Origin of the sequence: Pseudomonas sp. NPDC089758 (genome assembly GCF_044748705.1) — a bacterium.
Lineage (GTDB): Bacteria > Pseudomonadota > Gammaproteobacteria > Pseudomonadales > Pseudomonadaceae > Aquipseudomonas > Aquipseudomonas putida_X.
This window is the reverse complement of the sequence record NZ_JBIVGN010000001.1, coordinates 492,285-510,184: the sequence shown is the minus strand read 5'-3', so window position 1 is coordinate 510,184 and position 17,900 is coordinate 492,285. Positions and strand designations below refer to the sequence as shown.

Sequence of the window (17,900 nt, the reverse complement as noted above, 5' to 3'; positions counted from 1 at the left end):
GGTGTTTGGTATTGCCGGGTTGATCAGCCGATCAGTTGCAGGCCAGCCTGCTGGACCATGTCCAGCAATGGCTGCGGGTATACGCCCAGGACGAAGGCGAGAATGGCGATCGCCAGCAGCATGACGCCGCCAGTGCGCTGTTCCCACTTCAGCGGCGCATCGTGGCGGCGCAGGTTCGGCTCGACCAGGTACAGGGTGACCATCACGCGCAGGTAGTAGTAAACGCCGATGGCGCTACCGACCACCAGGGCACCGACCAGCCACCACAGGTGCGACTCGACGCCAGTGGCGATGATGTAGAACTTGCCGATGAAGCCCGCGGTCAGCGGGATACCGGCCAGCGACAGCATCATCACGGTCAGCACTGCGGTCAGGTACGGGCGGCGCCAGAACAGGCCGCGGTACTCGTACAGCGCATCGGCATCACGGCCGCCGTAAGGCGAGGACATCAGGGTGATGACACCGAAGGCACCCAGGCTGGTGATCACGTAGGTGACCAGGTACACGCCCATCGCTTCCATGGCCAGGCCCTTGCTGGCGATCAGGGCGATGAGCAGGTAGCCGAAGTGGGCGATGGACGAGTAACCGAGCAGACGCTTGAGGTTGCTCTGGGTCAGCGCCAGCAGGTTACCGACCAGGATCGAGGCGACCGCAATCACCGCCAGCACGGTGCTCAGCACGCCGCTGCTGGCAGCAGGGGAGAGCATGAACAGGCGTACCACCACGGCGAACACCGCGACCTTGCTCGCGGTAGCCAGGAACGCGGCGACCGGCGCCGGGGCGCCTTCGTACACGTCCGGGGTCCACAGGTGGAAGGGTACCAGCGACAGCTTGAAGGCCAGGCCGACCAGCATCATGCCCAGGCCCAGTTGCGCCAGCAGGCTTGGCGTGCTGGTGGCGGCCAGGGCTTTGCCGATCTGGTCGAAGCTCAGGCTGCCGGCATCGGCATACAGCAGGGCCATGCCGAACAGCAGGAAGGCCGAGCCTGCGGCCGACAGCACCATGTACTTGATACCGGCTTCCAGCGAACGCTTGTTGAAGAAGGCATACGCCACCAGGCCGTAGACCGGCACCGACAGCAGCTCCAGGCCGATGAACAGGCCGGCCAGGTGGTTGGCGCTGACCAGCACCAGGCCACCGAGTGCCGACATCAGCAGCAGCAGGTAGAGTTCTTCACGGTTGCCCGGGAAACCCTTGGCGCCTTCACCCAGATAGGCGTGAGCCAGTGTGACGCAGGCCAGCGTGGCCACCAGAACGATCGCCATGTACAGGCAGGCGAACTTGTCGATGGTGACCAGCGAGGTCACGGCCAGCGGCGCGACCTTCAGCGCCGGCAGGATCGACAGCAGGGCCAGGTTCAGGCCCACGGTGGACAGCAGGAAGGTCTGCGAGTGGTTGCGCTTCCAGGCGATCGCCAGCATCACCACCACCGTGGTGATGGTGGTGATCAGCATCGGCGCCAATGCGATGAAGTGTTGAGTGGTGAATTCCATAGCGCTCTTACCGGGCCGAAGCGAGTTGAGTGAAAGCGGAGCCAAGCCACTGCTGCACACCGCTCATGGTGGCGGCAGAAGTGTCGAGGAACGGCTGCGGGTACACACCAAGCACGATCAGCAGCACCGCCAGGCCCAGCACCATGATCAGCTCGCGGCCGTCCATGCCGGCCAGCACGGTGTCGCTCTTGCTTGGGCCGAAGTAGGCACGGTGGATCATGATCAGCGAGTAGACCGAGCCGAAGACCAGGCCGGTGGTGGCGATCACGGTGATCCACGGCACGCTGGCGAAGCTGCCGATCAGGATCAGGAACTCGCCAACGAAGTTGCCGGTGCCTGGCAGGCCCAGCGATGCAGCGGCGAAGAACAGGCTGATGGCGGGCAGGTAGGCGATGCGGTGCCACAGGCCACCCATCTGGCGCATGTCACGGGTATGCAGGCGCTCGTACAGCTGGCCGGACAGGATGAACAGCGCGGCAGCCGACAGGCCGTGGGCCAGCATCTGGATCACCGCGCCTTGCAGGGCCTGCTGGCTGCCGGAGTAGATACCGATCAGCACGAAGCCCATGTGCGAAACGCTGGAGAAGGCGATCAGGCGCTTGATGTCGGTTTGCGCGAAGGCCAGGAAGGCACCGTAGAAGATGCCAATCAGGCCCAGGGTCATGGCGATCGGTGCAAACTCGGCCGAAGCGTTGGGGAACAGCGGCAGGGCGAAGCGCAGCAGGCCGTAGGCGGCTGTCTTCAGCAAGATGCCCGCCAGGTCCACGGAGCCTGCGGTCGGTGCCTGGGCGTGTGCATCAGGCAGCCAGGAGTGGAACGGCACCACCGGCAGCTTTACCGCGAAGGCGATGAAGAAGCCCAACATCAGCAGGTACTCGACGCCCGCCGGCAGTTCGGCCTTGAGCAAGTCGCTGTAGTTGAAGGTCAGCACGCCGGTGGTGTTGTAGTTGACAAGCACCAGGCCAAGGATCGCCACCAGCATGATCAGGCCGCTGGCCTGGGTGAAGATGAAGAACTTGGTGGCGGCGTAGATCCGCGTCTTCTTGCCGTCTGCCGAGCTGTGACCCCAGAGCGCGATGAGGAAATACATCGGCACCAGCATCATTTCCCAGAAGAAGAAGAACAGGAACAGGTCCAGTGCCAGGAACACACCGACCACGCCGCCGAGGATCCACATCAGGTTGAGGTGGAAGAAGCCGACGTGGCGCTGGATCTCTTTCCAGGAGCACAGTACCGAGAGCACACCGAGCAGGCCGGTGAGCAGGATCATCAGCAGCGACAGGCCATCGAGGGCCAGGTGGATGCTGATGCCGAAGCGCTTGATCCACTCGACCTTGTATTCGAGTGCCCAGGCAGGTTCGGCGCCCGGTGCAGGCGCCAGGGTGTAGTCGCCGGTGCCCCACAGCCACAGGCCGATGCCGAGCAGCAGGGACATGGTCAGCAGCGCGATCCAGCGCGGCAGGGTGGAGCCGAAGCGCTCACCCAGCCAGCACAGGAAGCCGCCGATGAAAGGGATCAGGATCAGCCAAGGCAAAATCATGACGGGTTGGTTTCCTTTGGCAAAGTCGCAAGATTCATAGTCATACCGCAGCCACTACCACCGCACCGAGTACCAGCACGGCGCCAACGGCGATCGAGGCGGTGTACCAGCGCAGCTGACCGGTCTCGGTCTTGCTCATGGCGACGTGGCCGCCACGCGCCATGCGGGGGATCAGGCCGATACTGCGGTCAACCGGGTCCTTGCGCAGGATGTGGCTGATCAGCAGATAAGGTTTGACGAAGAGCTTGTCGTAGATCCAGTCGAAGCCCCAGGCAGCGAACCACCAGGCCGACAGGACACGGCCGATGCTGCTGTTGGCGACGGCGCTGACGAAGCGGCGCTTGCCCAGGAACAGCAGGGCCGACAGCAGGATACCGGCGATGGCGATGGCGCCCGAGGCGATCTCCAGCGAGTGCTTGGCTTCACCGCCGGCATGGCCTGCGCTTTCAGGCAGCACGCCTGCCAGCGGCGGATGGATCCAGGCGCCAACGAAGGTCGACAGCACGATCAGCACGCCCAGCGGCAGCCAGTGGCTGATGCCGTGGCCGGCGTGGGCCTCGGTCTTGGCTTCGCCATGGAAGGCGATGAAGATCAGGCGGAAGGTGTACAGCGAGGTCATGAACGCACCGACCAGGCCGGCGTACAGCAGGCCGGTATTGCCGCTGGCGAAGGCTTCCCAGAGGATCTCGTCCTTGGAGTAGAAGCCGACGGTCAGGATCGGCAGGGCGGCCAGGGCGGCACCACCGACCACGAAGCTGGCGTAGGCCAGCGGCAGTTTCTTCCACAGGCCGCCCATCTTGAAGATGTTCTGCTCGTGGTGGCAGGCAACGATCACCGCACCCGAGGCAAGGAACAGCAGGGCCTTGAAGAAGGCGTGGGTCATCAGGTGGAAGATTGCCGCGTCCCAGGCACCCACGCCCAGCGCCAGGAACATGTAGCCGATCTGGCTCATGGTCGAGTAGGCGAGGATACGCTTGATGTCGGTCTGCACCAGCGCAGCGAAGCCTGCCAGTACCAGGGTCACGCCACCGACCACACCTACAAGGTGCAGGATGTCCGGCGCCAGCAGGAACAGGCCGTTGGTGCGGGCGATCAGGTACACGCCTGCGGTCACCATGGTGGCGGCGTGGATCAGTGCCGAAACCGGGGTAGGGCCTGCCATCGCGTCGGCCAGCCAGGTCTGCAGCGGCAGCTGTGCCGATTTACCCACCGCACCACCGAGCAGCATCAGCGTGGCCAGCACCATCCAGGTGTCGCCAGCCTGGAATTTCTGTGGTGCCAGCACCAGCAGTTCCTGCACGTTCAGGGTGCCCAGCTGGGCGAACAGGATGAACAGGCCGATGGCCATGAACACGTCGCCGATACGGGTGACGATGAAGGCCTTGAGTGCCGCGTTACCGTTGTTGCGGTTGCTGTAGTAGAAACCGATCAACAGGTACGAGCACAGGCCCACGCCTTCCCAGCCGAAGTAGATGAACAGCAGGTTATCGCCCAGGATCAGGAACAGCATGCTGGCGATGAACAGGTTGGTGTAGGAGAAGAAGCGCGAGTAACCGGCTTCGCCACGCATGTACCAGGACGCGAACAGGTGAATCAGGAAGCCGACGCCAGTGACCACGCCGAGCATGGTGACCGACAGGCCGTCCAGGTACAGGGTGAAGTTCGGCGCGAAGCCGTCCACCGACATCCACTGCCACAGCAGCTGGCTGTACGCACCGCCTTCAGGCGGGGCGACATTGAATTGCCAGATGACGTAGGCCGCCACGGCGGCCGAGAGGCCGACCGAGCCGACGCCGATCAGGGCGGACAGGTTCTCCGAGAACCGCCCGCGCGAGAACGACAGCAGCAGGAAGCCGATCAGGGGGAAGACGAAAGTCAGGAAGAGAAGGTTCATCCGCGCATCTCACTGGCAGCATCGATGTCGAGAGTGTGGAAGCGGCGATACAGCTGCAGCAGGATCGCCAGGCCGATACTGGCCTCGGCGGCTGCCAGGCTGATCACCAGAATGAACATCACCTGGCCGTCGGGCTGGACCCAACGGGCACCGGCGACGACGAACGCCAGGGCAGAGGCGTTCATCATGACTTCCAGGCTCATGAGCACGAAGAGGATGTTGCGGCGGACCATCAGGCCAACCAGACCTAAGCAGAACAGGATGCCGGCGACCGCCAGTCCATGCTCGAGAGGGATAGCACCCATGATTTACTCCTTCGCCTCGTTGCGGCCCAGGTGGAAGGCGGTGACGGCTGCCGCGAGCAGCAGCATCGAGGCCAGTTCGACCACCAGCAGGTATGGGCCGAACAGGCTGATGCCCACTTCTTTCGGGCCCACGGTGGTGCCGCTGATGCCGGCGCCGCTCGGGGTGACGAACAGCACGTACAGCAGTTCCAGCAGCAGCAGGGTGCCGAGTATCACCGGCCCTGCCCAGATACCGGGCTTGAGCCAGCCGCGTTCCTGGGCGACCGAGGCCGGCCCGAGGTTGAGCATCATCACCACGAAGACGAACAGCACCATGATGGCGCCGGCGTAGGCGATCACTTCCAGGGCGCCTGCGAACGGCGCACCCAGGGAGAAGAAGATCATTGCCACGGAAATCAGCGAAATGATCAGGTAGAGCAGGGCGTGCACGGGGTTGGTACCGGTCACCACCCGAAGGGTGGAGACCACGGCGATCCCGGATGCGAAGTAGAAAGCGAATTCCATCTTTCTGTCCTTATGGGAGCAAGCTCTTCACGTTGATCGGCTCGGCTTCGTTCTGTGCAGAGCCTTTCGGCTTGCCAGCGATCGCCATACCCGCAACACGGTAGAAGTTGTAGTCAGGGTTCTTGCCGGGGCCGGAGATCAGAAGATCTTCTTTCTCGTACACCAGGTCCTGACGCTTGAACTCGGCCATTTCGAAATCCGGAGTCAGCTGGATCGCGGTGGTCGGGCACGCTTCCTCGCACAGGCCGCAGAAAATGCAGCGCGAGAAGTTGATGCGGAAGAACTCCGGGTACCAGCGGCCGTCCTCGGTCTCGGCCTTCTGCAGCGAAATGCAGCCGACCGGACAGGCCACCGCGCAGAGGTTGCACGCCACGCAGCGCTCTTCGCCGTCGGGGTCGCGGGTCAGGACGATGCGGCCACGATAGCGTGGTGGCAGGTACACGGGTTCTTCTGGGTACTGCAGGGTGTCGCGCTTGCGGAACCCGTGGGAGAACACCATTGCCAGGCTGCGCAGCTGAGTGCCGGTGCCCTTAACGATGTCGCCGATATATTTGAACATGGGTCAAATCCTCACTGGGCCGCGACGGCTGGCGTGTTGTAAAGCACGATCGCAGCGGTCACCAGCAAATTGATCAGGGTCAGCGGCAGGCAGAACTTCCAGCTGAAGTCCATCACCTGGTCATAGCGTGGGCGCGGGATCGAAGCGCGCAGCAGGATGAACAGCATGATGAAGAACGCGGTTTTCAGCGCGAACCACAGGAACGGCACTTGCGGCAGGATGCCGAACGGGCCGTGCCAGCCACCGAAGAACAGGGTCACCAGCAGCGCCGAGATGAGGATGATGCCGATGTACTCACCGACGAAGAACATGCCCCATTTCATGCCGGCATACTCAATGTGGTAGCCGTCGGCCAGTTCCTGCTCCGCTTCTGGCTGGTCGAACGGGTGACGGTGGGTCACGGCGACGCCGGCGATGAAGAACGTGCAGAAGCCGAAGAACTGCGGAATGATGAACCACAGGTTCTGGGCCTGGTATTCAACGATGTCACGCATGTTGAACGAGCCCACCTGCACCACCACGCCCATCAGCGCCAAGCCCAGGAACACTTCGTACGACACGGTCTGGGCCGAGGCACGCAAGCTGCCCAGCAGGGCGTACTTGTTGTTCGACGACCAGCCGGCGAACAGCACCGCGTACACCGACAGGCCGGCCATGGCGAAGAAGAACAGCAGGCCGATGTTCAGGTCGGCAACGCCCCAACCTGGGGTGATCGGGATGATCGAGAAGCCGATCAGCAGCGCGCTCATGGCCACGACCGGCGCCAGGGTGAAGATCATCTTGTCGACGAAGGGCGGGTTCCAGTCTTCCTTGAAGAACATCTTCAGCATGTCGGCGGCGATCTGGAACATGCCGAACGGGCCGACACGGTTAGGACCGTAGCGGTCCTGCCACCAGCCCAGCAGGCGGCGCTCGACGAAGCTGAGCAGGGCGCCGCAGACCACGACGGCCAGCAGCACCACGATAGCCTTGACGACCTGGATGATCACATCGATCACTTCGGGGGTGAACCAGCTCATTGTGCTGCCTCCTGCAGACCTTCGACGGGTGCACCGAAGATGGCCGGCGGGATGCCGGCCAGGCCTTTGGGCAGCGCGACCAGGCCAGCGCCCAGTTCTTCATTGATGCGCAGCGGCAGGCGCAGGGCCACACCGCCCACGTTCAGGCTCAGCAGCGCGCCTTCGTTGACGCCCAGGCGGTCGGCCTCGGACTTGGCCAGCGCCACGTAAGCGGCAGGGATGCGCTCCTGAACCGGCGCAGCGCGGGAAGAGCTTTCTTCGCTGCCGAACAGGTGGAAGAACGGTACTGCGGTCCAGGTGCCACGGGCCGGGTTGAAGGCGCCCGGAACGGTATCGAACCAGGACAGGCGATCACCGTGCGATTCGATCAGGCGCACGCCCGGGTCGCCGGCACGCAGGTGGCCACCTACCTCGTCCTGGAACTTGTTCCAGGCTTGCGGCGAGTTCCAGCCCGGCGACCAGGCGAACGGCACCTGCTGGCGCGGTTCGGCAGAGCCCGAGTAGCCTTCCATGGAGTAGGCGAACGCGGTGTCCTTGTCCTGCGGGGTACGAGGTTCGTGCACGCTGATGTTGGCGCGCATCGCGGTGCGGCCGGAGTAGCGCAGCGGCTCACGGGCCAGCTTCATGCCCTTGATGCGGAATGCCGCAGAAGGTGCTGCGTTGACGATGCCGGCCAGTTGCGGGGCGGCTTCGGCGCAGGCGCTGGTGACGTGGTCCAGCTGGGTCCAGTCGACCGGCTTGTTCAGCAGCGTGGCACGCAGGGCGTGCATCCAGCGCCAGCCTTCGTGCACCAGGATGCTGCTGTCCAGGTACTGCGGGTCGAACACCTGGAAGAAGCGCTGGGCACGACCTTCCTGGCTGACCAGGGTACCGTCGCCTTCGGCGAACGAGGCCGCCGGCAGCACCAGGTGGGCGCGCTCCAGGGTGGCGGTGTGGGAGTGGTCGGCGACGATCACGACCTTTGCCGCTGCCAGGGCAGCATCGACCTTGGCGGCCGGTACGCGGGTGTACAGGTCGTTTTCCAGCACCACGATGGCGTCGGCCTTGCCACTGATGACCGCATCCAGCGCGGCATCGACGGACTCGCCGCCGAGCATGGCCAGGCCAAGGCTGTTGGCCTCAGGTACGACCAGGCTCAGCGAGCCGTTTTTCTCGCGCAGCTTCAGGGCTTTGGCGATGTTCGCAGCTGCCTCGATCAGTGCAGGGTCGGCCAGCGAAGTACCGGCAACCACCAGCGGGCGTTTGGCCGCTACCAGGGCGCCGGCGATGCGCTCGGCCAGGGCCTTGGCTTCGTCGTCCAGGCCTGCAACGGCCGGGGCGCTCGGATCGATGGCGTGGGCCACGGCGAAGCCGATACGCGCAAGGTCGGCAGGGGCGGCGTGCACGCATTCTTCGGCAACGTCGTCCAGCTTGGTTTCGGCCAGGCTGGCGATGAACAGCGGATACAGCGCGTGCTGGCCGATGTTCTTCACCGCGGCGTCGAGCCAGGGCTGCACTTTCATGGCCTCGGCCATGGCTTCGGCCTTGCCCTTGGTCGCTTGACGTACGGCCAGGGCGACACGGGCAGCGGTCTGGGTCAGGTCTTCGCCTAGCACGAACACAGCGTCGTGGTCTTCGATGTCGCGCAGGGTCGGCACTGGCAGCGGGCTGCTATTGAGCACGTTCAGGGCCAGGCGTACGCGAGCCAGCTCACCGGCTTCCATACCCGAATAGAAGTAATCGGCACCGACCAGCTCACGCAGGCCGTAGTTGCTTTCCAGGCTGGCGCGGGGCGAGCCGATACCCACGATGGTCCGGCCGCGCAGCAGGTCGGCAGCCTTGTCCAGCGCAGCGTCCAGGCCCAGCTTGGTGCCATCGGCCAGGCGTGGCTGGCGTGGGCGGTCGGTGCGGTTGACGTAGCCATAACCGAAGCGGCCGCGGTCGCACAGGAAGTACTGGTTGACCGAGCCGTTGAAACGGTTTTCGATCCGGCGCAGTTCGCCGTAACGCTCGCCCGGGCTGATGTTGCAGCCGCTGGAGCAGCCGTGGCAGATGCTTGGGGCGAACTGCATGTCCCACTTGCGGTTGTAGCGCTCGGAGTGCGTCTTGTCGGTGAACACACCGGTCGGGCAGACCTCGGTCAGGTTGCCGGAGAACTCGCTTTCCAGTACGCCGTCTTCGACGCGGCCGAAGTACACGTTGTCGTGGGCGCCATAGACACCCAGGTCGGTGCCGCCGGCGTAGTCCTTGTAGTAGCGCACGCAGCGGTAGCAGGCGATGCAGCGGTTCATCTCGTGAGCGATGAACGGGCCGAGGTCCTGGTTCTGGTGGGTTCGCTTGGTGAAACGGTAGCGGCGCTCGTTGTGGCCGGTCATTACCGTCATGTCCTGCAGGTGGCAGTGGCCGCCTTCCTCGCACACTGGGCAGTCGTGCGGGTGGTTGGTCATCAGCCATTCGACGACGCTGGCGCGGAACGCCTTGGATTCGTCATCGTCGATGGAAATCCAGGTGCCGTCGGAGGCAGGGGTCATGCAGGACATGACGATACGACCACGGGTGTCGTTCTCGTCGGTGTACTGCTTGACCGCACACTGCCGACAGGCACCAACGCTTCCAAGCGCCGGGTGCCAGCAGAAATAGGGGATGTCGAGGCCGAGCGACAGACACGCCTGTAACAGGTTGTCTGCACCGTTGACTTCGAGCGCTTTGCCGTCTACGTGGATAGTGGCCATTGTTCAAAGTTCTTCGTTGGCCCGCGTGAGCGGGCGTGGCTAATGGAAATCTGTGAGCCTGCGGCCCGCCGCGAATCGTTCGGGCCGGCCTGCAGGCTGGCGGGTGGCACGGACCACCCGCGTTCTATCTTTTTATGCGCCGACTACAATCGGCCCGGCCTGAATAGGCTTGGCCAGGTTCGGGCGCAGGGTGCCAGCGCTTTCAGGCGCCACACCGGCCTCGAACTCCGAGCGGAAGTATTTGATGGCACTGCCCAGCGGCTCGACGGCACCGGGTGCGTGAGCGCAGAAGGTACGGCCTGGGCCGAGGAAGTTGACCAGACCCAGCAGGGTCTCGATGTCTTCGGCGCGGCCCTGGCCGTTTTCCAGGGAACGCAGCATCTTCACGCTCCACGGCAGGCCGTCCCGGCAAGGGGTGCACCAGCCGCACGATTCGCGGGCGAAGAACTCTTCCATGTTGCGCAGCAGCGAAACCATGTTGACGCTGTCGTCGACCGCCATGGCCAGGCCCGTACCCATGCGCGTGCCAACCTTGGCGATGCCGCCGGCGTACATCTGCGCGTCGAGGTGCTCGGGCAGCAGGAAGCCGGTACCGGCGCCGCCTGGCTGCCAGCACTTGAGCTTGAAGCCGTCGCGCATACCGCCGGCGTAGTCTTCGAACAGCTCGCGGGCGGTGACGCCGAACGGCAACTCCCAAAGCCCCGGGTTCTTCACCTTGCCGGAGAAGCCCATCAGCTTGGTGCCATGGTCCTCGCTGCCTTCGCGGGCCAGCGACTTGTACCAGTCGTTGCCGTTGGCGACGATGGCCGGCACGTTGCACAGGGTCTCGACGTTGTTCACGCACGTCGGCTTGCCCCACACACCTACGGCGGCAGGGAAGGGCGGCTTGGAGCGCGGGTTGGCGCGGCGGCCTTCCAGCGAGTTGATCAGTGCGGTTTCTTCACCGCAGATGTAGCGCCCGGCACCGGTGTGCACGAACAGCTCGAAGTCGAAGCCCGAGCCAAGGATGTTCTTGCCCAGCAGGCCGGCAGCCTTGGCTTCATCGATGGCGCGGTTGAGGTTCTTCGCCGCGGTGGTGTACTCGCCACGCAAGAAGATGTAGCCGCGGTAGGCCTTCAGGGCGCGGGCGCTGATCAGCATGCCCTCGACCAGCAGATGGGGCTGTTGCTCCATCAGCATGCGGTCCTTCCAGGTGTTGGGCTCCATTTCATCCGCGTTGCACAGCAGGTAGCGGATGTTCATGGATTCGTCTTTGGGCATCAGGCCCCACTTCACGCCAGTCGGGAAACCCGCGCCGCCGCGGCCCTTGAGGCCGGAGTCCTTGACGCTCTGCACGATGTCGTCGGCGGACATTTCTGCCAGCGCCTTGCGGGCGGCAGCGTAGCCGTTCTTGGCCTGGTACTCGTCGAGCCACACCGGCTCGCCGTCGTCACGCAGGCGCCAGGTCAGCGGGTGAGTTTCGGCCGAACGCGCGATGCGGTTGGCCGGGCCGAAGGAAGTGATGGTCATACGTAACCCTCCAGCAGCTTGGAAACGCCAGCAGGCTGCACGTCGCCAAAGGTATCGTCATCGATCATCAGCGCCGGGGCCTTGTCGCAGTTGCCCAGGCAGCAGACCGGCAGCAGGGTGAAACGCCCGTCCGCAGTGGTCTGGCCAAGGCCGATGCCCAGTTCGCTCTGGATCTGGCTGACCACCGACTCGTGGCCGCCGATGTAGCAGACCATGCTGTCGCACACACGAATGATGTGGCGGCCCACAGGCTGGCGGAAAATCTGGCTGTAGAAAGTGGCCACACCCTCGACGTCGCTGGCAGGGATGCCCAGCACCTCACCGATGGCGTAGATGGCGCCGTCCGGCACCCAGCCGCGCGCCTTCTGGACGATCTTCAAGGCTTCGATGGACGCCGCACGCGGGTCCTCGTAGTGGTGCATTTCGTGCTCGATGGCCGAGCGCTCGGTTTCGCTCAGGGCGAAACGGTCTGTCTGGATAAGCGTGCTGTTCATGCTTAGCGGTCCACGTCAGCCATAACGAAGTCGATACTGCCCAGGTACGCAATGAGGTCGGCGACCATGCTGCCTTTGATCACCGAAGGGATCTGCTGCAGGTGCGGGTAGCTCGGGGTACGGATCCGGGTGCGGTAGCTCATGGTGCCGCCATCGCTCGTCAGGTAGTAACTGTTGATGCCCTTGGTCGCTTCGATCATCTGGAACGACTCGTTGGCCGGCATGACCGGGCCCCACGAGACTTGCAGGAAGTGCGTGATCAAGGTTTCGATGTGCTGCAGGGTGCGCTCTTTCGGCGGCGGCGTGGTCAGCGGGTGATCCGCCTTGTACGGGCCTTCCGGCATGTTGCGCAGGCACTGGTCGATGATGCGGATACTCTGGCGCATCTCCTCGACACGGACCATGCAGCGATCGTAGGCATCGCCGTTGTGGGCCAGCGGCACTTCGAACTCGAAGTTCTCGTAGCCGGAGTAGGGGCGCGCTTTGCGCAGGTCGAAGTCGCAGCCGGTGGCGCGCAGGCCGGCACCGGTGGTGCCCCATTCCAGCGCCTCTTTGGTGTTGTAGGCAGCAACGCCGATGGTGCGGCCCTTGAGGATACTGTTTTGCAGCGCGGCCTTGGTGTATTCGTCCAGGCGCTTGGGCAGCCACTCGACGAAGTCCTTGACCAGCTTGTCCCAGCCACGTGGCAGGTCGTGAGCGACGCCGCCGATGCGGTACCAGGCCGGGTGCAGGCGGAAACCGGTGATCGCTTCGATCACGGTGTAGGCGCGCTGGCGGTCGGTGAAGGTGAAGAACACCGGCGTCATGGCGCCGACGTCCTGGATGTAAGTACCCAGGAACAGCAGGTGGCTGGTGATGCGGAAGAACTCGGCGAGCATGATGCGAATCACGTCGACCTTCTGCGGCACCTGGATACCGGCCAGCTTTTCTACCGCCAATACGTACGGCAGGTTGTTCATCACCCCGCCAAGGTAGTCGATGCGGTCGGTGTAGGGGATGAAGCTGTGCCAGGACTGGCGCTCGGCCATTTTCTCGGCACCACGGTGGTGGTAGCCGATGTCCGGTACGCAGTCGACGATCTCTTCGCCGTCCAGCTGCAGCACGATACGGAACGCACCGTGCGCCGAAGGGTGGTTGGGGCCGAGGTTGAGGAACATGTAGTCCTCGTTGGCGCCCTGACGCTTCATGCCCCAGGCTTCCGGGTTGAAACGTGCCGATTCCTCTTCAAGCTGCTGCTTGGCCAGGGTCAGGCTGTAGGGGTCGAACTCGGTGGCGCGGGCCGGGTAGTCCTTGCGCAGCGGGTGGCCTTCCCAGGTCGGCGGCATCATGATGCGGCTCAGGTGCGGGTGGCCGGCAAAGTCGATGCCGAACATGTCCCAGACTTCGCGCTCGTACCAGTTGGCGTTCGGCCAGATGCCGGTCACGGTCGGCAGGTTCAGGTCGCCTTCGCTGAGCGACACCTTGATCATCACGTCGCTGTTACGCTCGACCGACAACAGGTGGTAGAACACGCTGAAATCGGCGGCAGGCAGGCCACGGCGCTGGGTGCGCAGGCGTTCGTCCACGCCGTGCAGGTCGTACAGCATGCTGTAAGGTTTGGAAACGCCGCGCAGGAAGCTGAGCACCTCTTTGAGCTGGGCGCGCTTGACCCACAGCACGGGCATGCCGGTGCGGGTTTCCTGGGCGACGAATGCTTCGGCGCCAAAACGGTTGTGCAGTTCGACGACCACATCCTGGTCGTCTGCCTTGTAGGGCGGAATATAAATAGCGTTGTCCGCTGTCATGGTCTCGGTCGCTTTGGGTCAACGTTAAGAATGAAGCCAGGCCGCCGGCTCCTTCAGGAGCGGGCGGCAGGTCGCTGGATCAGACTTCGTCGGGGCTGCGCAGGTTGGTTACTGCAATGCGCTGCTCACGACGCAGGTCTTTCTGGGCTGGCATCTCGGCACGGTAAATACCTTGATCACCAACAACCCAGGAAAGCGGGCGTCGTTCTTGGCCGATCGACTCCTGCAACAGCATCAAGCCTTGCAGGAAAGCCTCAGGGCGTGGCGGGCAGCCAGGCACGTAGACGTCCACGGGGAGGAACTTGTCGACCCCCTGAACGACCGAGTAGATGTCGTACATGCCACCGGAGTTGGCGCACGACCCCATGGAAATGACCCATTTGGGTTCGAGCATCTGCTCATACAGGCGCTGGATGATCGGCGCCATCTTGATGAAGCAGGTACCGGCGATGACCATGAAGTCGGCCTGACGCGGCGAGGCCCGGATGACTTCGGCGCCGAAGCGGGCGATGTCGTGGGGCGCCGTGAAGGCCGTGGTCATTTCCACGTAGCAGCAGGACAGGCCGAAGTTGTACGGCCAGAGGGAGTTCTTGCGACCCCAGTTGACCGCGCCACGCAGCACATCTTCGAGTTTCCCCATGTAGATGTTCTTGTGGACCTGGTCCTCTAGCAGTTGGTCGGTAACGGTTTCCCGCTCGCCGACCGGGTACTGCTCATTGGGCGCATCCGGATCGATTCTGGTGAGATTGTATTGCATTGCCAAAGCCTCATTGTTTCAGCTTCGCTTGCCGCTTGCGGCGACCTTCGGGAGCCCAATCAAGTGCCCCGACGCGCCAAAGGTAGACAAGACCTGCCAACAGAATTGCTATGAAAACGAGCGCTTCGACGAATCCGGTCCAGCCGCTTTCGCGGACGGACACAGACCATGCAAAGAGGAAGAGGGCTTCGATATCGAAGATCACGAACAGCATCGCGACCAGATAGAATTTGGCGGAAAGACGCAGGCGGGCGCTGCCCACGGGCAGCATGCCGGATTCGAAGGGTTCGTTCTTGGCGCGGCCCCAGGCCTTGCTACCGAGCAGGCTGGACAGGCCGAGCATGAAGGCGCACAGGCCGACGACACCCAGGAGGAAGATGGCAAAGCCCCAGTTGTGGGCGATGAGTCCTGCCGAATCGGACATGCTAGAAATCCTTATACAGAGACCCAGCTCTGCAGTCTGAAATAAGTAGAGCGGCGACGTGGTGTCGCAGGTGCAGTGACCAAATGTCGCAGCTGAATCAATCGCGCTGATTTTATGGGTAAACCTGTTGCAAGTAAAATTTCTGTCGCAAATTTATTCGTAGGATTAAGAACAAAACATGCTCGTAACTGGCTGAAAGCCTTGAAATTCGGGGATTCGGCCTGGTTTTGTCAATTATGTTTCTTGTGCGTGGTAACAGATTGTAGTTTTAGTAATGATAATTAATATCGTTTGCGGCGGCCGATTGGAGTTAATGCGATTGAGCCTTGTTAAGTTCATAGGCCGTTGCCCCCCTCTTGCAATTGCGCGCCGCTATCGTTCTATCAGTGTTGGACACTCGCTGCACCGCTCTGGGTCAATGTTTTTCGAGTGGGTAGGGATGTGCAGGGTGCGGTGGCCAGTGGACAAGTCGGGCGGTGGCTCGCCCGTGCACATGAATGAAAAGCGCCGACACCGATGCAATCGTCCATAGCTGCTGGCTGGGTTGCTCCTGCTACCGGGCTGGTTCAAGCATAGTCCGGATTTTGCGGATTGCCGGGGCTTCGGGTGTCATGCCTGTGTCACGAATGCCTGCTAGCGTGCAGGTCCCGTCCCGCGGCAAAAGGAAAGCCATCAGGTGCACCCCGCCACGCCTCGCAAGCCCTTCCTGCTCCGTTGCGCCGACATGCACAGCGATGATTTCGGCGCCTTGTTCACGCAGCTCTATGGCAACCTGTATGCCGACGTACCGCCACTGGGCGAGGGTATTTCCATCGGCGGGGTGTATGGCCGCTTCGAGGGCATGAGCGTAAGGCGCCTGCATTACCAGGGTGACTTTCGCATCGTCCTGCCCAGCCCGCAGGACGAAATCACCTTCGTGCTGCCCACTGCAGGCAAGATCATCTTCGACCATCGCGGCGAGTCAATCGGCGGCGCGCAGGTCGGGCTCGCTGTCGACAAGCTCGAGATACGCTCGGTACGCATCGCCGATGATCATGCCCAGTGTGGCATGTCGATTCGCCGGGGCGTATTTGCCGAGCGGCTGTCGGCACTGCTGGAGCGGCCTTTGGCGGCCCCGATACGTTTCGCGCCGGTAGTGGACCTGGCCGCGCCAGGCTTTCAGGGCATCCGTGCCTTGCTCGAGCTGGCCACGGGCACTGAGTTCGATCAATTGATCAATACCGGCCTGCTGATGCCGCTGCGGTTGCAGGAAATGCTGGTCGACGCACTGCTGCAAGCCTGGCCGCACAATTACCGCGAAGCGCTGCACAGGCCGGCTCCATTGCCAGCGCCGCGCCATGTGAAACTGGCGATGGCCTATATTCGTGAACATCCCGCGAGGCTGAGCAGTAGCAGCGAGTTGGCTGGCTTGGCCAATGTCAGCGTGCGGGCGTTACAGGAGGGCTTTCGACGGTTTGCGGGCACTTCGATAGTCGGGTATCAGCGGCAGGTGCGGCTGGAGCAGGCGCGTCAGGTGCTGGCAAGCGAGCAGGGTACGTCGGTGGAGCAGGTGGCGTTACGCTTCGGCTTCACCAATGCGGGGCGGTTTGCCCAGTATTTCAAAGCGGCGTTTGGTTTGCCTCCGGCACAGGTCAGGCGCAGGCATGAGCCATGACCTGCGGCAGTGGGCCGTGCTGCGAATCAGATAACGCGCTGCTTGCACTGGATGCGCTCAAGGGAACCTGATCTTGCTGTAGGCGAACTCATTGGCGCCCCGTTCGATGCCCGCCTCGGAGGTTTGCACCTCAACCCGGTCATCGTCGTGAACGACGATTATCTCGTGTGCATCCAGCACCTCGACACCTTCTGGCTTGTTGCTGAACCTCAGTGTGGAGCCGTCTTCGCGGGTCACCAGTTGCGGCGTGCCAGGCTTACCCGCTGCAAACGGTACGACCCATAGAAACCCGCCTATCTTGGTAATTGGCTTGTTAGCAGCATCCACGGATTTTTCCTCGTAGCTGGTAACCGCATAAAGCCTGTCTTTGTTGAACCGGTCATACTCGATGCCGGACAGCCCGACTGTGTGGCCCTGGGCTTGGACGTTGAAGTTCCGGACGGATTTGAACGCTTCCACAAGCGCCAAGGTTCCCTCTTTGAACTTCACATGCGCTGAGATGAGTGTAAAGCCGAAATGCGCGTCAGTTTTGTCGTTTCCGTGCCTGCGAATGCCGATGATCAGTTGGCCGTCTGCCGTCTTTGCCTTCGCCGGCTCGCTCGGCGCCATGGTGATTGCTTCGATTTGATAGTAAGACGCGCCAATCGCCTTCTCGATCTGTTCGCGCAGTGAAATCGAGCTTGTGACCCCGCTGCGCGATGTGGGCGACAGGGGCTTTGCCGCCTCAGGGTCGTCCACGGGCCAGTACAGGATCGTGTTGAGAATGTCGCTGCTCGGATCTTCGTCGGTGCCGGCTTTGTTGAAGGCGGTGCTGGCGATCATGTAGCGGCCATCCAGCGTCTTGGTCAGTGCCTCGTATTTATCGGCTTCTCTTAATGCCTTCCCAGGCAGCACGGTAGGCTCACCACTGATTTTGCCCTGCTCGATGTCAAGGGTGAACAGGGCTGGCCCGCCTGGGGCGGGCAAGCGTTTGTCGTTGGCCAAGAGCAGTTTTCCATTGCTTTCAACCACTGCCGACACTTCACAGTTGACGGAGGTTCCAGGGGCGAAACACGCCGCCGTGTGATGTTCGATGGCCGCGATGCGTCCTGGCAGTTCAGCTGCTGGTGCGTGAGGCGTTGCACTGGCCAAGCCGACTACCAGCGTGATGATTGCTCGCTTTTCCATGGGCACTGTCCTTGTGGGAATGGGAACGTTGCGCAGCAAAGCGTAATCGCAGCAAGCGAGAACAGAAACTGGCATTTTTGGCAGTA

General features: G+C 62.7%; 15 protein-coding genes. 1 reads left to right on the top strand and 14 read right to left on the bottom strand.

The genetic code is table 11. From position 1 onward, the window contains the following. Nucleotides 1–23 precede the first annotated feature (23 nt). The 13 genes from nuoN to ACIPZH_RS02405 form a co-directional block, all read right to left on the bottom strand. Nucleotides 24–1,493: an NADH-quinone oxidoreductase subunit NuoN gene (nuoN, locus tag ACIPZH_RS02465; RefSeq protein WP_400634939.1), complete on the bottom strand. Its 1,470-nt coding sequence runs from the start codon at nucleotides 1,491–1,493 to the stop codon at nucleotides 24–26. Between the two features lie 7 nt (nucleotides 1,494–1,500). Further along, the gene (nuoM, locus tag ACIPZH_RS02460; RefSeq protein WP_046787247.1) at nucleotides 1,501–3,033 is read right to left on the bottom strand and encodes an NADH-quinone oxidoreductase subunit M; all 1,533 of its coding nucleotides are present in this window, start codon (nucleotides 3,031–3,033) and stop codon (nucleotides 1,501–1,503) included. Nucleotides 3,034–3,073: 40 nt separating this feature from the next. Further along, nucleotides 3,074–4,927 carry an NADH-quinone oxidoreductase subunit L gene (gene nuoL / locus ACIPZH_RS02455; RefSeq protein ID WP_241803337.1) on the bottom strand — a complete coding sequence of 618 codons (1,854 nt, stop codon included), beginning with the start codon at nucleotides 4,925–4,927 and terminating at the stop codon, nucleotides 3,074–3,076. Next, nucleotides 4,924–5,232, bottom strand: a complete 309-nt coding sequence (gene nuoK / locus ACIPZH_RS02450; RefSeq protein WP_003251446.1) for an NADH-quinone oxidoreductase subunit NuoK — start codon at nucleotides 5,230–5,232, stop codon at nucleotides 4,924–4,926. The genes nuoL and nuoK overlap by 4 nt, the downstream gene beginning before the upstream one ends. Before the next feature lie 3 nt (nucleotides 5,233–5,235). After that, nucleotides 5,236–5,736 (bottom strand): NADH-quinone oxidoreductase subunit J, encoded by a 501-nt coding sequence (nuoJ, locus tag ACIPZH_RS02445; protein WP_086978409.1) that lies wholly within the window; start codon nucleotides 5,734–5,736, stop codon nucleotides 5,236–5,238. Nucleotides 5,737–5,746: 10 nt separating this feature from the next. Further along, on the bottom strand, nucleotides 5,747–6,295 hold the full coding sequence (gene nuoI / locus ACIPZH_RS02440; RefSeq protein WP_003251442.1) for an NADH-quinone oxidoreductase subunit NuoI: 549 nt from the start codon (nucleotides 6,293–6,295) through the stop codon (nucleotides 5,747–5,749). A gap of 11 nt (nucleotides 6,296–6,306) precedes the next feature. Next, nucleotides 6,307–7,314, bottom strand: coding sequence for an NADH-quinone oxidoreductase subunit NuoH (gene nuoH, locus ACIPZH_RS02435; RefSeq protein ID WP_012273297.1), 1,008 nt, complete (start codon nucleotides 7,312–7,314; stop codon nucleotides 6,307–6,309). Further along, on the bottom strand, nucleotides 7,311–10,025 hold the full coding sequence (nuoG, locus tag ACIPZH_RS02430; RefSeq protein WP_241803338.1) for an NADH-quinone oxidoreductase subunit NuoG: 2,715 nt from the start codon (nucleotides 10,023–10,025) through the stop codon (nucleotides 7,311–7,313). Before nuoG ends, nuoH begins: the two co-directional genes overlap by 4 nt. 132 nt (nucleotides 10,026–10,157) lie before the next feature. Beyond that, nucleotides 10,158–11,534, bottom strand: coding sequence for an NADH-quinone oxidoreductase subunit NuoF (gene nuoF / locus ACIPZH_RS02425; RefSeq protein ID WP_012313766.1), 1,377 nt, complete (start codon nucleotides 11,532–11,534; stop codon nucleotides 10,158–10,160). Continuing rightward, the gene (gene nuoE, locus ACIPZH_RS02420) at nucleotides 11,531–12,028 is read right to left on the bottom strand and encodes an NADH-quinone oxidoreductase subunit NuoE (RefSeq protein ID WP_241803339.1); all 498 of its coding nucleotides are present in this window, start codon (nucleotides 12,026–12,028) and stop codon (nucleotides 11,531–11,533) included. Before nuoE ends, nuoF begins: the two co-directional genes overlap by 4 nt. A gap of 2 nt (nucleotides 12,029–12,030) precedes the next feature. Continuing rightward, on the bottom strand, nucleotides 12,031–13,812 hold the full coding sequence (nuoC, locus tag ACIPZH_RS02415) for an NADH-quinone oxidoreductase subunit C/D (protein ID WP_241803340.1): 1,782 nt from the start codon (nucleotides 13,810–13,812) through the stop codon (nucleotides 12,031–12,033). A 79-nt stretch (nucleotides 13,813–13,891) separates the two neighbouring features. After that, entirely contained in the window at nucleotides 13,892–14,569 is a 678-nt protein-coding gene (locus ACIPZH_RS02410) for an NADH-quinone oxidoreductase subunit B family protein (protein ID WP_012313769.1), read from the bottom strand. A gap of 10 nt (nucleotides 14,570–14,579) precedes the next feature. Beyond that, nucleotides 14,580–14,993, bottom strand: a complete 414-nt coding sequence (locus ACIPZH_RS02405; protein ID WP_003251427.1) for an NADH-quinone oxidoreductase subunit A — start codon at nucleotides 14,991–14,993, stop codon at nucleotides 14,580–14,582. 676 nt (nucleotides 14,994–15,669) lie between these two features. Between ACIPZH_RS02405 and ACIPZH_RS02400 the strand changes: the two genes are divergently transcribed. Beyond that, nucleotides 15,670–16,647 (top strand): AraC family transcriptional regulator, encoded by a 978-nt coding sequence (locus ACIPZH_RS02400; protein ID WP_400634937.1) that lies wholly within the window; start codon nucleotides 15,670–15,672, stop codon nucleotides 16,645–16,647. A gap of 57 nt (nucleotides 16,648–16,704) precedes the next feature. Here the strand turns inward: ACIPZH_RS02400 and ACIPZH_RS02395 are convergent, their stop codons facing one another. Beyond that, nucleotides 16,705–17,814: a hypothetical protein gene (locus ACIPZH_RS02395; RefSeq protein WP_400634935.1), complete on the bottom strand. Its 1,110-nt coding sequence runs from the start codon at nucleotides 17,812–17,814 to the stop codon at nucleotides 16,705–16,707. Nucleotides 17,815–17,900 lie beyond the last annotated feature (86 nt).

Excerpts from the sequence above, each read along its gene's own strand:
- ACIPZH_RS02410 (WP_012313769.1), bottom strand. The coding sequence starts at position 14,569 with ATGCAATACAATCTCACCAGAATCGATCCGGATGCGCCCAATGAGCAG.
- nuoM (WP_046787247.1), bottom strand. The coding sequence starts at position 3,033 with ATGATTTTGCCTTGGCTGATCCTGATCCCTTTCATCGGCGGCTTCCTG.
- nuoC (WP_241803340.1), bottom strand. The coding sequence starts at position 13,812 with ATGACAGCGGACAACGCTATTTATATTCCGCCCTACAAGGCAGACGAC.
- nuoG (WP_241803338.1), bottom strand. The coding sequence starts at position 10,025 with ATGGCCACTATCCACGTAGACGGCAAAGCGCTCGAAGTCAACGGTGCA.
- nuoK (WP_003251446.1), bottom strand. The coding sequence starts at position 5,232 with ATGGGTGCTATCCCTCTCGAGCATGGACTGGCGGTCGCCGGCATCCTG.
- nuoH (WP_012273297.1), bottom strand. The coding sequence starts at position 7,314 with ATGAGCTGGTTCACCCCCGAAGTGATCGATGTGATCATCCAGGTCGTC.
- ACIPZH_RS02405 (WP_003251427.1), bottom strand. The coding sequence starts at position 14,993 with ATGTCCGATTCGGCAGGACTCATCGCCCACAACTGGGGCTTTGCCATC.
- nuoF (WP_012313766.1), bottom strand. The coding sequence starts at position 11,534 with ATGACCATCACTTCCTTCGGCCCGGCCAACCGCATCGCGCGTTCGGCC.
- nuoJ (WP_086978409.1), bottom strand. The coding sequence starts at position 5,736 with ATGGAATTCGCTTTCTACTTCGCATCCGGGATCGCCGTGGTCTCCACC.
- nuoL (WP_241803337.1), bottom strand. The coding sequence starts at position 4,927 with ATGAACCTTCTCTTCCTGACTTTCGTCTTCCCCCTGATCGGCTTCCTG.
- nuoN (WP_400634939.1), bottom strand. The coding sequence starts at position 1,493 with ATGGAATTCACCACTCAACACTTCATCGCATTGGCGCCGATGCTGATC.
- ACIPZH_RS02395 (WP_400634935.1), bottom strand. The coding sequence starts at position 17,814 with ATGGAAAAGCGAGCAATCATCACGCTGGTAGTCGGCTTGGCCAGTGCA.
- nuoE (WP_241803339.1), bottom strand. The coding sequence starts at position 12,028 with ATGAACAGCACGCTTATCCAGACAGACCGTTTCGCCCTGAGCGAAACC.
- nuoI (WP_003251442.1), bottom strand. The coding sequence starts at position 6,295 with ATGTTCAAATATATCGGCGACATCGTTAAGGGCACCGGCACTCAGCTG.